The organism is Stenotrophomonas sp. STM01 (assembly GCF_014852135.1).
Classification (GTDB): Bacteria; Pseudomonadota; Gammaproteobacteria; order Xanthomonadales; family Xanthomonadaceae; genus Stenotrophomonas; species Stenotrophomonas capsici.
Genome location: NZ_JACVBA010000002.1, coordinates 712,939 through 726,220, shown reverse-complemented (window position 1 = coordinate 726,220; position 13,282 = coordinate 712,939). Strand labels below are relative to the sequence as shown.

At 68.1% G+C, this 13,282-nt stretch carries 11 protein-coding genes; 2 read left to right on the top strand and 9 right to left on the bottom strand.

Annotated features, from left to right (window positions below; genetic code table 11):
- Positions 1–138: 138 nt before the first annotated feature.
- Positions 139–1,506, top strand: a complete 1,368-nt coding sequence (gene glmU, locus IB227_RS13145; RefSeq protein ID WP_132865765.1) for a bifunctional UDP-N-acetylglucosamine diphosphorylase/glucosamine-1-phosphate N-acetyltransferase GlmU — start codon at positions 139–141, stop codon at positions 1,504–1,506.
- Positions 1,475–2,008: a GNAT family N-acetyltransferase gene (locus IB227_RS13140; RefSeq protein WP_192287750.1), complete on the top strand. Its 534-nt coding sequence runs from the start codon at positions 1,475–1,477 to the stop codon at positions 2,006–2,008. The genes glmU and IB227_RS13140 overlap by 32 nt, the downstream gene beginning before the upstream one ends.
- A gap of 19 nt (positions 2,009–2,027) precedes the next feature.
- On the opposite strand, the gene IB227_RS13135 is transcribed toward IB227_RS13140, so the two are convergent.
- The 9 genes from IB227_RS13135 to IB227_RS13095 form a co-directional block, all read right to left on the bottom strand.
- Positions 2,028–3,380, bottom strand: coding sequence for an ATP-binding protein (locus IB227_RS13135; protein ID WP_192287943.1), 1,353 nt, complete (start codon positions 3,378–3,380; stop codon positions 2,028–2,030).
- Between the two features lie 10 nt (positions 3,381–3,390).
- Positions 3,391–4,737 (bottom strand): sigma-54 dependent transcriptional regulator, encoded by a 1,347-nt coding sequence (locus IB227_RS13130; protein ID WP_192287749.1) that lies wholly within the window; start codon positions 4,735–4,737, stop codon positions 3,391–3,393.
- 126 nt (positions 4,738–4,863) lie between these two features.
- Positions 4,864–5,292 (bottom strand): nuclear transport factor 2 family protein, encoded by a 429-nt coding sequence (locus IB227_RS13125; protein WP_192287748.1) that lies wholly within the window; start codon positions 5,290–5,292, stop codon positions 4,864–4,866.
- 68 nt (positions 5,293–5,360) lie between these two features.
- Positions 5,361–6,584, bottom strand: a complete 1,224-nt coding sequence (locus IB227_RS13120; protein ID WP_192287747.1) for an FtsX-like permease family protein — start codon at positions 6,582–6,584, stop codon at positions 5,361–5,363.
- A gap of 106 nt (positions 6,585–6,690) precedes the next feature.
- Complete coding sequence (locus IB227_RS13115; RefSeq protein ID WP_192287746.1) at positions 6,691–8,004, bottom strand: ABC transporter permease; 1,314 nt, start codon at positions 8,002–8,004, stop codon at positions 6,691–6,693.
- A gap of 18 nt (positions 8,005–8,022) precedes the next feature.
- Positions 8,023–9,246, bottom strand: a complete 1,224-nt coding sequence (locus IB227_RS13110; protein WP_192287745.1) for an FtsX-like permease family protein — start codon at positions 9,244–9,246, stop codon at positions 8,023–8,025.
- A gap of 165 nt (positions 9,247–9,411) precedes the next feature.
- A complete protein-coding gene (locus IB227_RS13105) occupies positions 9,412–10,716 on the bottom strand; it encodes an ABC transporter permease (protein ID WP_192287744.1) in 1,305 nt (434 codons plus the stop codon).
- An 18-nt stretch (positions 10,717–10,734) separates the two neighbouring features.
- Positions 10,735–11,952 carry an FtsX-like permease family protein gene (locus IB227_RS13100; protein ID WP_192287743.1) on the bottom strand — a complete coding sequence of 406 codons (1,218 nt, stop codon included), beginning with the start codon at positions 11,950–11,952 and terminating at the stop codon, positions 10,735–10,737.
- 2 nt (positions 11,953–11,954) lie between these two features.
- Positions 11,955–13,280: an ABC transporter permease gene (locus IB227_RS13095; RefSeq protein ID WP_192287942.1), complete on the bottom strand. Its 1,326-nt coding sequence runs from the start codon at positions 13,278–13,280 to the stop codon at positions 11,955–11,957.
- Positions 13,281–13,282 lie beyond the last annotated feature (2 nt).

Sequence of the window (13,282 nt, the reverse complement as noted above, 5' to 3'; positions counted from 1 at the left end):
AGGGCGAGCGGTCCGAGCCAGACAAGAGGCCGGGCCAGACGTGCAGGAGGCGCTTCCATTCGGTTCTGCAGGAGATAGGGGCGGTCGCCTATGCTATCAGCCAACGAACGCATTCCTGTATTGGCAGGTGGAAAACCGATGAGTCATCCCTTACATGTGATCATCCTGGCTGCTGGCGCTGGCAAACGCATGAAGTCAGTGTTGCCCAAGGTGCTGCAGCCCATTGCCGGGCGCCCGATGCTGGCGCATGTGATCGAAGCGGCGCGGCAGCTGCAGCCGGCGGGTATCCACGTGGTCTACGGCCATGGCGGTGAAGCGGTGCGCGCGGCCTTCGCCGGACAGACAGACCTGGTCTGGGCCGAGCAGAAGGAACAGCTGGGCACCGGCCACGCGGTCCAGCAGGCGATGCCGGACGTGCCGGACATGGCGCAGGTGCTGGTGCTGTATGGCGACGTGCCACTGATCCGCGCGCAGACCCTGCAGGCGTTGATCGACGATGCACCGCGCCTGGCGGTGCTGGTCGCCGATCTGGATGACCCGACCGGCTACGGGCGGATCGTGCGCGATGCCGAGGGCAAGGTGGCCGCGATCGTCGAGCAGAAGGATGCCGACGATGAGCACAAGCGCATCCGCACCATCAACACCGGCATCATCACCGCCGAGTCGACCGCGCTGCGGCGCTGGTTGTCGGCGCTGTCCAACGCCAACGCGCAGGGCGAGTACTACCTGACCGACGTGTTCGCCTCGGCGGCCTCGGAGTACACGCCGGCCGGGTTGGTGCACGTGGCCGACGCACAGGAGGCCGAGGGCGCGAATGATCCGTGGCAGCTGTCGCAGCTGGAGCGGGCCTGGCAGCTGCGCGCGGCCAGGGCATTGTGCGAGCAGGGTGCCCGCCTGCTCGACCCGGCGCGCCTGGACCAGCGTGGCACGGTGAAGGTCGGCCGTGACGTGCAGATCGATGCCAACGTGGTGCTGGAAGGCGAGGTTGAACTGGGTGACGGGGTGAGCATCGGCGCGTTCGTGCGGCTGAAGGACGTCAAGCTCGGTGCCGGCACCGAAGTGCGCCCGCACTGCGACCTGGAAGGCGTGGTCAGCGAAGGCGCCGCGCAGATCGGCCCGTTCGCGCGGCTGCGGCCGGGCACGGTGCTGGCCGACGGCGTGCACGTGGGCAACTTCGTGGAGACCAAGAAGGCCACGCTGGGCAAGGGCAGCAAGGCCAACCACCTGACCTACCTGGGCGATGCGGTGATCGGCAGCGGCACCAACATCGGCGCCGGCACCATCACCTGCAACTACGACGGCGTGAACAAGTTCCAGACCGTCATCGGCGACAAGGTGTTCGTCGGCTCCAACAGCTCGCTGGTGGCGCCGGTGACCCTGGCCGACGGCGCGACCATCGGTGCCGGCTCGGTGATCACCCGCGATGCGCCGGAAGGAAAGCTGACCGTGGCGCGCACCCGGCAGCAGACCATCGATGGCTGGACACGGCCCGTCAAGAAGTCCTGAGCCGCGCCTGGCGCGGCCGGAGGAGCTGGCGCTGCTGCCGTTGATCGAGCAGCAGGCCGGGCAGCGCCTGCGCGGGCATCCGGCGTGGGCGGTGTTTTCCGCCTGCCCGACCGATGTGGCGGCGTTCGCCCAGGGCTTGCACGCGCGTTCGTTGTGGGTTGCCGAAAGCGCGCAGGGCGGGATCGCCGGCTATCTGTTGGCTGGCGTTCTGGATGAGGATTTCCATGTGCTGCAGATGGATGTGTCGCCGCAGCAGGGCCGCCAGGGACACGGGCGGGCGTTGTTGCGGCATGCGCTGGCACAGGGCGCCGGCCGCGGACATCGGCGCGCGGTGCTGACCACCCTGAGCGACGTGCCTTGGAACGCCGGCTTCTATGCGAGCGAAGGCTTTGCCGTGTGGCCACGCGAAAGCTGGAGCGCGGCGATGCACGCGGTGATGGCCGAGGAGGCCGCCGCGGGCTTCCCGATGGCGTTGCGCGTGGCGATGCAACGGGCGCTGTGAATGGACGGCCGCGTGCGGCTCAGTCGTGCGGCAACAGCACCGTCACGCACAGGCCGCCATCGGTGCGGTTCTGCAGCGAGATCCGGCCGGCGTGGGCCTCGATGATCTCGCGGGTCAGGGCCAGGCCCAGGCCGGTGCCGTTGCGCTTGGTCGAGTAGAACGGCATCAGCGCGTTCTGCAGCACCGCTTCGTTCATGCCGATGCCACGGTCCAGGATCTCGATGCGCAGCCAATGTGGCAGGCGCGCCAGGCGCACTTCCACGCCCTCGCCGGCGGCGCCGTTGTCGTCACTGGCCTCGTGCGCGTTCTTGAGCAGGTTCAGCAGCGCCTGGGCGAACTGGGCCGGGTCCAGGCGGCTGCTCAGGTCCTCCGGCACAGGTTCCATGCGGAACGGGATCTGCTGCTGCAGGCTGTGCAGGAAGTTGGCCCAGATGACCGTCTGCAACTGTGGCTGCGGCAGCTTGGCGAAACGCGCGTAGCCACGGATGAAACCCTCCAGGTGGCGCGCGCGTTCCTCGATGGTGCCGAAGATGTTCTCCAGCCGCTCGGTGCGGTTGCGTCGCACCAGTTCGGCGCCGGAATGGGCGAGCGAGGCGATGGGTGCCAGCGAGTTGTTGAGCTCGTGGCTGATGACGCGGATCACCTTCTTCCAGGTCTGCACTTCCTGGCGGCGCAGTTCGGCGGTGAGCAGGCGCAGCAGCAGCAGTTCGTGCGGGCGGCCGTTGAGATGGAAGTTGCGGCGCGACAGGTGGTAGATCTGCTCGTCGTCCTCATCGCCCTCGAAGGCCTCCGGGTCGCGGACCGCGAACAGGCTGTCGCCGCCGCGCGAGATGGCGTTGCGCAGCTCGGTGGGCATGTTCTCCAGCAGGTCGGGCATGCGCTGGCCTTCCAGCTTCCAGCCACCGTGCAGCAGTTTGCGTGCGGCGATGTTGGAGAACGCCACGCGCTGGATGCCGTCGCCGCCGTCGGTCAACAGCAGCATCGCCACCGGCGTGTTCTGCACCATGGTGTCCAGCAGCAGCTCGCGCTGCACCAGCGATTGCCGCTGTTCGCGCAGCACCTCGCCCAGTTCGGCATGGGCCTGCACCAGCTGGGCGAACTCATCCTTGCCGCGCCAGTGCACGCCGAAGTTGTATTCGCCGTCGCGGTAGCTGCTGGTGGTGCCGGACAGGGCACGCAGCAACGAGCGGATCGGTGCGGTGGCCCGGCGCAGCGCCCACCACATCAGGGAAAGCAGGATCACCGTGGAGGTGGCCACCACCCACCAGCCATGGTCCATCCAGTAGGCCAGCAGCCACGGCAGCACGGCGGCCAGCGCCAGCACCGGCAGCAGGCGCAGGAACAGGGTGAGGGTGAACGAGCGCGACTTCAGCATGGCCGTGTCATTCGCGCGGGATGCCGTGGCGGTCCATGCGCCGGTACAGCGCCTGCCGGCTCATGCCCAGCTCGGCGGCGGCCTGGGCGATGACGCCACCGGCGTGCGACAGCGCGGCGATGATGCGTTCGCGGTCCGGTTCCTCGGCGCCGTGCGCGGCGGTCGGGCGCGCGGGTGCGCGCGGCAGGTTGAGGTCGGCCACCTCGATGCGCGGCCCCTGCGCGAGCAGGGCGGCGCGCTGGATCACGTTGCGCAGTTCGCGCACGTTGCCCGGCCAGGTGTGGCGCTGCAGCGCCTGCGCGGCCTGCGGCGAGAGCGGCTTGTTGTCCTGCCCGAGGAAGAACCGCGCCAGCGGCAGGATGTCCTCGCGGCGATCGCCCAGCGGCGGCAGCACCAGTTCGACGGTGTTGAGCCGGTAGTACAGGTCTTCGCGGAAGCTGCCATCACGGATCATCGCCGGCAGGTCCGCATTGGTGGCGCTGACCACGCGCACCTTGACCTGGCGCTCGCGGTTGGAGCCCAGCCGCTCGAAGCGGCCGGTTTCCAGCACGCGCAGCAGCTTCATCTGCCCGGTCAGCGACAGGTTGCCGATCTCGTCCAGGAACAGCGTGCCGCCATCGGCGGCCTCGAACTTGCCCTCGCGCGCCTTGTTGGCGCCGGTGTAGGCACCGGCCTCGGCGCCGAACAGTTCGGCCTCGATCAGTTCGGCCGGGATGGCACCGCAGTTGAGGGCGACGAACGGGCCTTTGCGGTTGGGCGAATTGGCCTGGATGATCTCGGCGATCTTCTCCTTGCCGGCGCCGTTGGGGCCGGTGATCAGCACGGGCAGGTCGGAGCGGGCGACCTGGCAGGCCAGGGCGATCACCCGTTCGCTGGCCGGGTCGGCGAACACCACGCCGCGCAGGTCGTAACGCTCGTTCAGGCTCTTGCGCTGGGCCAGCTCGCGCTGGCGGCGACGGGCCAGCTCGCGGCGGGTCTCGGCCAGCTCCAGCAGGTTGTTGACCGTGGTCAGCAGGCGGCCATCGTCCCAGGGCTTGGCCAGGTAGTCGGCGGCACCGGCCTTGACCAGTTCCACCGCGCTGTCCAGGTGGGTCCAGGCGGTGAGCAGGATCACCGGCAGGTCCGGATAGGCCTGGCGGATGTCACGGAACAACGCCTGGCCTTCCTCGCCGGAGGTGGTGTCGGCGGTGAAGTTCATGTCCTGCAGGACCAGGTCGAACTCCTGCTCGGCCAACATCGCCAGCCCCTGCTCGGGCGAGCTGGCGTGGCGGGTGTCGATGTCATGCAGGGAGAACAGCACCTCCAGTGCGGTGGCCACGGCGGCGTTGTCGTCGATGATCAGGATCTGCGGCATGGGAATCGTGGAAACCGGAAGGGAGGCGGCAACAGGACGTCGGGTCCAGCACATTACACGCTAGCGGTGGCGCTGGCAGTGGGGCCGGTTGCCGGCAGGCCTGGCGGCCCCGCTGCCGGAGCGGCGTCATCGTGCGCTGTCGGCGGCAATCGCGCGGTGCCCATAGCTGAGCACCCGCGTGATCTGCCATTGCCCATCGCGCAGGCGCCAGACGATGGTGAAGTCGGCCAGCCCTTCGCATTTGCCGCTGTCGCTGTCGCAGAAGCGGTGCTGGCCGCGCGCGATGGCACCGAAGTCCTTCACCGGGAAGACCTCCAGCGTTTCCGGCAGCAGTTCGCGGGTGAAGTGGCCGCAGGCATGCCTGGCGGTGTTGGCGAGCATGGCATCACGCGTCCAGGTGACGCCGCCGGTGTCGTGGTAGAACTCCACCGCCGCATCGAAGTAGCTGGCGTGGCGACGCAGCTGCGCCGGGTCCGAACAGTGGTTGAAGCTGTCGAACACCGCGTGGTCCAGCGCGGTGATGGTCGCGGTCAGGTCGTCTCCTTCGGCGGCCATCGCCGGCGTGCAGGCCAGTGCGAGCAGCAGGGGGAACAGGGGGGGTCTTCATCGATACCTCGCCAGATTCAGGCGCTGCGCGTGGCAACGGCCGGTGGGATGGAAGCCGCCCGGCGCGCCGGGCCGAGCACCGCCAGCTGGCCAAGCAGCCAGAGCAGCAGCGCGGCGACGGGTAGGTAGGCCAGCGGCAGGCGTGGCAGCTCGTAGTAGTGCATCAGCAGCAGGTTCAGGCCATAGGCCAGCAGCAGGCCGAGCACGATGCCAGCGCTGCTGAGCATGAAGTTCTCCACCTGGAAGTAACGCAGGATGTTGCCGCGCGTGGCCCCCAGTGCCCGCCGGATACCGATCTGCTTGGTGCGCTGCTGCACCCAGAAGCTGGCCAGGCCGAGCACGCCGAACGCGGTGACCGCCAACAGCGCGGCGCTGACGGCCAGCAACAGCCAGATCACGGAGCGGTCGCGCTGGTGGAAGTCGGCACGCATCTGTTCCAGCGTGCCCTGCTGTTCGATGAGGCGGTTCGGGTCGGTGGCGTGGAGCGCGTCGATGGCGGCCTTCAGCACCGCCTCGCGCTGGTCCGGCGTGGTGCGGATCGCGTACGCACCATTGGAGACCCGGATCGGGAACATCATGGAGTGGTAGCGGTTGGCGAAGGTACCCGCCTCGCCCGGCGCGAGCAGGTCCTCGATCACCCCGACCACCGGTGACGGCGGTTGTTTCTCGCCCCACACGTACAGCTGCTTGCCCACCGCGTCCTGGCCCGGGAAAAGCGTCTGCGCCAGCGAACGGCCCAGGATGACGGCGGGGATGCCGGTGCCGACCTGGTTCGGATCGAAGCTGCTGTTGTCGATGTATTCGTCGGGGTTGAAGCCGCGGCCCTGGGCGATCCGCAGCGCGAAGGTCTGCTGCATGCGGCCATCGTCCATGTAGATGGCCGCGGTCGCGGAGGGACGGGTCTGGCTTGCCTCCAGACGCACATCGGAGGACCAGATGTTGCCGCCATAGGGGATCTGGTTGACGCTGCTGACCGCCTGCACGCCGGGGATCGCGGCCAGCGCCTGGAGGTCCTGCTTGCGCAGTGCGTCCATGTTGACGTCCGGCAGCAGGCTGCTGGTGGCCAGGTAGACCAGCTCGTCATCGGCGACGCCGCTGCTGAGCTGCAGCTCGGCGATGCGGTTGCGGATGATGAACACCGCGTTGCAGATGATGGCGCAGCTCAGTGCGATCTCCAGCACGATCAGCAGGGCGGCGGTCTTGTGCCGCGACAGCGTGGTGAGGATGGGGAGGATTTCCATGGTCATCTGCCTGGGAGTGTGGGAAGCGCGTCGGACGATGGACGGGGCCCGGAAAAAAGGGGAGAGCCGGAGCGTCTCTCCCCAAGCAGGTCCGGTCCGAAGCGCATTACTGGCTCTTGAGCTGCAGGGCTGGCGGCACCTTCATCGCGCGCCAGGCCGGCAACAGGCCGGCAAGCAGGCTGACGGTGACGGCCAGGGCGAAGGTCAGCCACAGCGTGGTGGTGTCCATGTGGGCGAGCTTGGCGTACTCGTCGGGCTGCTGGCGGATCAGCCACAGGCCGAAGGCCGCGAAGCCCAACCCCAGCGCGCCGCCGACGAAGCCGATCACGCCGGCTTCGGTCAGGCATTGCCGGAAGATGTCCGCGCGGGATGCGCCGAGCGAGCGGCGGATGCCGATCTCGCCGCTGCGGCGCAGGAACTTGGCCAGCAGCAGGCTCACCGTGTTGAGCAGGCAGACCAGCAGGAAACCGAACGCCAGCCACATCTGCAGGCGCACGTCGTTGGGCACGATGCGGTTGAAGTCCAGCCAGTCCATCACGCTGTACAGGCGCACGTTGGTGGGGCGTTCGAAGCGACCACTGGCGCGTTGGCTGTCGGAGTAGTCGGCCAGGTACTTGAGGTAGTCCCGCGCCTTCTGGGGCGAGTCCAGCTCCACCCAATACTGCAGCCATGCGCAGGGCGCGTTGAGGCCATAATTGCCGCCGTCCACGCCGCTGCTGTTGCCCCAGCAATGCACGCTGCCCTGCGTGTCCAGCTTCAGTGCGCGCGAGGTCGAGAACGGCAGCAGCACCTGCTCGTCGCCACCGTAGCGCTGGCTGCTCAGGTCGTAGAAGCGCGGGGCCGGGCGCCAGTCGTCCATCACGCCGACCACCCGGAACACGCCCTGCGGCAGCCGCATTTCCCGGCCCACCGCGGCATCGTCGCCGAACAGGGTGGCGGCCAGCTTGCGGTCGATGACCGCCACCTGCGCGCGGGCCTCGTCATCGGCCGCGTTCCAGGCATTGCCGCTGTGCAGCGGCACGTCGAACATCGCGAAGAAGTCGGCCGAGGTGTAGCGCGCCATCGCCCGGAACGGCTGGGCCGCGCTGCCGGCCGGCTGCACGGTGACCGCGCCGGCCGACATCACCGCCTGGCGGTCGGCGCGCTTCTGCCGCAGCAGTTCCTCGGCGTCATAGCGGCTCATCTGCCGCGGTGGATCCTTGTCCAGCGTGGCGTCCTTGCCCAGCGTGCGGGGTTCCAGCTGCGCGTAGTACAGCTGGCCGCTCTTGTGCGGGATGGGGTCGCCGGAGAGCACGAAGTACAGCCCCAGCGTGGTCATCGTCGCACCGATGCCGACCGCGATGGTCAGCACCATGAGCGTGGTCAGCACCTTGTTGCGGCCGAAGCCGCGCAAGGCCAGTTGCAGGTAGTAGCCGAACATGGGATCCCTTTGTCGTGGTCAGGCGCTGCGGGTGGCCACGGCCGGCGGGATCGAGGCGGCACGGCGGGCCGGGCCGAACACCGCGATCTGCCCGATCACCCACAGCAACACCGCACCGACCGGCAGGTACAGCAACGGCAGGCGTGGCAGCTCGTAGCGCCCCATCAGCCAGTAGTTCAGGCTGTAGGCCAGCAGCATGCCCAGCACGATGCCGATGCCGGCCAGCAGGAAGTTCTCGGTCTGGAAGTAGCGCAGGATCTGGCCGCGGGTGGCGCCCAGGGCGCGCCGGATGCCGATCTGCTTGGTGCGCTGCTGCACCCAGAAGCTGGCCAGGCCGATGATGCCCACCGCGGTCACCAGCAACAGCAGTCCGCTGACGATCAGCAGCAGGCCGATCATGTCGCGGTCGTTGGCGAAGTTCTTGGCGCGCTTCTCCTCGAGCGTGAGGTTGGTCCACACCAGCCGGTTCGGGTCGTTCTTCTCCAGGGTCGCCAATGCCTGCTTCATCACCTCGTCGCGGCGCGCCGGGTCGGCGACGCGGATGATGTAGCGGCCACCGCCGGAGAAGCTCATGCGGATCGGGAAGATCACCCCGTAGGTACGGTTGTTGTTCTGCATGTTGGGGCGCAGCAGGGTCTTGGTCACGCCGACCACGGTGATCGGGATGCCCAGCATGTAGACGGTCTTGCCGACGGCGTTGCCATCGGGGAAGAACTGCCGGGCCATCGCGTCGGTGAGGATGGCGCTGGAGGGCATCTGTTCGGTGGCGGTGGTCTTGGACAGCTCTTCGTTGCTCCTGTACTCGTCGGCATTGAAGTCACGGCCGGCGAGCAGCTCCAGTCCCACCGTCTTCACCATGTTCTCGCCGAACATGTACTGCGCGCCGTTGACCGACTGCGCATCGGGTTCGGGGCTGGCCGACAGCGAGGTATTCCACGAGCCGCTCTGGAACGGCAGCTGGTTGGTGATGGCGACGTTCTCCACGCCGGGGATGGCGCGCAGCGTGGCGATGTCTTCGGCGGTGCGCGCATCGGCATCGACCTGCTCGCCGATGCCGCTCAGGCCGATCTCCAGCAGGTGGCTTTCGTCGATGCCGCTGGGGAGTTCCATGACTTCGATGCGCTGGGAGACGATGAACAGCGCGTTGCAGATGATCGCGCAGCTCAGCGCGATCTCCAGCACGATCAAGGCGGCGGCGGTCTTGTGCCGCGACAGCGTCGAGAGGATGGGGCGGATTTCCATGAGGGTTCTCCGGTGGAGCGAGGAGTAAGGTGAAGAGGTGCGAGGGTGAAAGGGGAGTGGATCGAACCCTTCTTCAACCCCGCCCCCCGCCAGGCGTTGGGGACGGCACTACGCGGAAGGTCGTGGCGTGGCGGCTTGCCGCCGCGCACGCCCCGGACCGGTACCTCATTGGCTCTTCAGCTGCAGTGCGGGCGTGACCTGCATGGCCCGCCAGGCGGGCAGGACGCCGGCCAGCAGGCTGGCGAACACGGCCAGCGCGAAGGTGACCAGCAGCATCGAGCCGTCCAGGTGGGCGAGCGAGGCGTACGCGGCGGGGCGCTGGCGTACCGCCCACAGGCCGAGCAGCGCGAACACCAGGCCGAGCATGCCGCCGGCCAGGCCGACGGTGCCGGCCTCGACCAGGCATTGCTTGAAGATCTCGCTGCGGCTGGCACCCAGTGCGCGACGCACGCCGATCTCGCCGCTGCGGCGCAGGAACTTGGCCAGCAGCAGGCCCACCGTGTTGACCAGGCATACCAGCAGGAAGCCGAAGGCCAGCCACATCTGCAGGCGCACGTCGCCCGGCACGACCTGGGTGAAATCCATCCACTCCATCACGTTGCGCAGGCGGGTGTTGGCCGGGCGCTCGAAGCGCCCGGAGGCACGCTGCTGCTCGGAATAGTTGTCCAGGTAGGCCTTGAAGTCACCGGCGTCGCTGGGCGAATCAAGCTCCACCCAGTACTGCACCCACGAGCAGGGCACGTTCAATGCCTGCGCGTCGTTGACGATCTCGCGGCCGAAGCAGTTCATGTTGCCGTTGCGCTCCAGCTTCAGGTCGATGAAGGTGGAGAACGGCAGCAGCACGCTTTCCTCGCGGTCGAAGCGGCCGGTGGTGATGTCGTAGAACTTCGGGCGCGGGTTCCAGTCGTTCAGCACGCCGACCACGCGCATCGCATGGCCTTCGATCAGCACGTCCTTGCCGACGCTGTTCTCACCCTTGAACAGCTTCTCGTTGAGGGATTTGCTGAGCACCGCCACGCGGCTGCGGCCAGCGTCCTCCCCGGCGCTCCAGCCGGTGCCGTACAGGAAGGGGGTCTCGAACATCGGGAAGAAGTCGGCCGAGGTGTAGCGCATCTCGACGCTGAACGGCTTGAGCGCGTCCACGCGCGGATCGAGGATGCCACCGCCGCCGGTCATCATCGCCTGGCGTGGTGCCTTCTTCTGCCGCAGCAGTTCCTCGGCATCGAAGCGGGTCAGCTGCCGCTCCGGCTCCTCGCCCGGCTGGTAGCCCTCCTTCGTGTAGGGGTCCAACTGCACGTAGAACAGCCGGTCGCTCTTCTGCGGGATCGGGTCGCCGGAGAGCACCTTGAACACGGTCAGCGTCGTCATCGCCGCGCCGATGCCCAGGGCGATCGCCAGCACCATCAGCGTGGTGAGGATCTTGTTGCGACCGAAACTGCGGATCGCGAGTTTGAAGTAGTAGCTGAACATGGGAAGTCCTCGGCGAGGTCAAACGCTACGGGTGGCGACGATGGGTGGGATGGCAGCCGCGCGCAGGGCAGGGCCGATCACGGCGACCTGCCCGAGCAGCAACAGCAGTACGGCGCCGACGGGCAGGTAGTACAGCGGCAGGCGGTCGATCTCGAAGTAGTGCATCAGCACCTGGTTGCCGGCGAAGGCCAGCAGCATCCCCAGCACGATGCCGAAGCCGGTCAGCAGCAGGTTCTCGGTCTGGAAGTAGCCGATGATCTGGCGCCGGGTGGCCCCCAGCGCACGGCGGATGCCGATCTGCTTGGTGCGTTGCTGCACCCAGAAGCTGGCCAGGCCGATGATGCCCAGCGCGGTCACCAGCAGCATCGCCAGGCACACGCCGAGCAGCAGGCGGGTCATCGCCCGGTCCTGGCGGAAGTAGGTGTCACGCAGCTGGGCCAGCGTGGCGCTGTAGTCGCTGGACAGGATGGCTTCGGGGGTGACCTTGGAGGCAGCGGCCACCGCGTCGCGGATGATTGCCGGCAGGTCCGCCGCATCGGCGCGCAGCACGTAGGTGCCGCTCTGCGCGTGGGTGAGGACCGGCACGATCACCGACCATTGCGCGCTGGCCACGCCGCTCTCGCTGCGGCCCGGGTCGGGACGGGCGAAGTGTTCCAGCACGCCGGCCACGGTGAAGCGGTTGCTGGACATCCAGAACTGCTTGCCGAGCGCCGATTCCCCCGGCCACAGGTGGGCGGCCAGGGCGCGGGTGATCCACACCTGGGCGCTCTCGGGCAGGTAGTTCTCCACCGGCTGGAAGTCGCCATCGGTGAAGCTGCGGCCCTGCACCGGCTTGAGCTGCATCACGTCGATCGCGCCGGGGTCGAGCAGGTAGAAATGCGGCACGCCGCCGAAGTGCTTGCCTTCGGGGTCCAGGCTGATGCCGGCGGTGCCGGCACGCTGGCCGAACGGCACGGCGTTGACCACGCCCACCGCCTGTACGCCGGGTTGGCTGCGCAGCTGCTGCAGCCAGCGGCCGTTGAGTTCGGCCGGCTGGCAGCCGTCGCAGTCATCGAGGCTGAGGGCGGCGACGCGGCTCTCGTCCACGCCGCTGTTCATGCCGATCATGTCCATGCGCGAAACCGCCAGGAACAGTGCGTTGCACAGCACCGCGCAGGCCAGCGCGATCTCCAGGGTGATCAGGGAGGCGGCGATGCGGTGGCGCGACAGTGCGACCAGGATGGGTTTGATATCCATGCTTACAGTGCCTTGATCTGCAGGGCCGGGTCGATGCGGGCGGCGCGCAGCGCCGGCAGCAGTCCCGCCAACAAGGTGGTGATGACGGCAGCGGCCAGGGTCGAGCCGAGCATGGTGAGGTCCAGCTGCATCATGTCCGCGTAGGCCAAGGGCTGCTGGCGGATGTTCCACAGACCGAACGCGGTCAACAGCAAGCCGCCCAGGCCGCCGGCCAGGCCGATCAGCGCCGCTTCGATCAGGCACTGCTGGAAGACCATCGCGCGGGTCGCGCCCAGCGCCCGCAGCACGCCGATCTCGCTGGTGCGGCGCAGGAACTTGGCCAGCAGCAGGCCCACCGTGTTGAACAGGCAGATGCCGAGGAAGGCCAATGCCATCCACGCCTGCAGGCGGACGTCACGCGGCACCACGCCGTTGAAGTCCAGCCACTGCATCAGGCTGGAAAGGCGCGCCAGTTCCGGCTGGCTGATGCGGCCCAGCTGCTGTTGCTGCTGCACGTAGCCTTGCAGGAACCGCTCGTAGGCGCTGACCTGCGCCGGCGTGTCCAGCTGCACCCATTGCTGCAACCACACGCAGTTGCTGTTCTCCAGGTGGCCGGGCTGCTCGGGCAGCCCCCAGCAGGTGAACTGCTGGAAGTTGCCGGCATTGACCTGCAGGCTGCTGAACAACGGCATCATCACGTCCTGCGGCGCGCGGTAGAAATCGGCGGTGTCGCCCTGGGAGAAGCGGCCACCGGCTACGGCGTAGTAGAGCGGTGCCGGGCGCCACGGCTTGAGCACGCCGACGATGCGGACCTCGCTGTCGCGGATGCGCAGCATCTGGCCGACGCTGTCCTTGCCGCCGAACAGGCGCTGGTTGAGATTCCAGGAGATCACCGCCACGCGCGCACGGCGCTCGTCGTCCTCGCGCGACCAGCCGCTGCCGTAGGCCATCGGCACCTGGAACATCGGGAAGAAGTCGGCCGTGGTGGACAGCATCGGGGTGATGCTGGCCGGCGCGCTGCTGGTGGGGGCGGACAGCTTGGCCGGGCTGTTGGCGACCAGTGCCTTGCGCTCGGCCGGGCCATCGCGCCAGAGATCGACCGCCGAGGTGTAGTCGAGCATGTCCAGCGGATCGACGCGCGGCTTCTCCCCGCGCGGGGACGCATCCACCTGCGGGTAGTACAGGTGCTGGCTGCGCCCGGGCAGGGGATCGCCCGAGAGCAGGTGCATCACCGTCAGCGTCGTCATCGACGCGCCGATGCCCACGGCGATGGACAGCACCATCAGCCCGGTGAGCACCGGCGTGCGCCGCAGGCTGCGCATGCCTTGCTGCAGGTAGTACGTGAACAGCG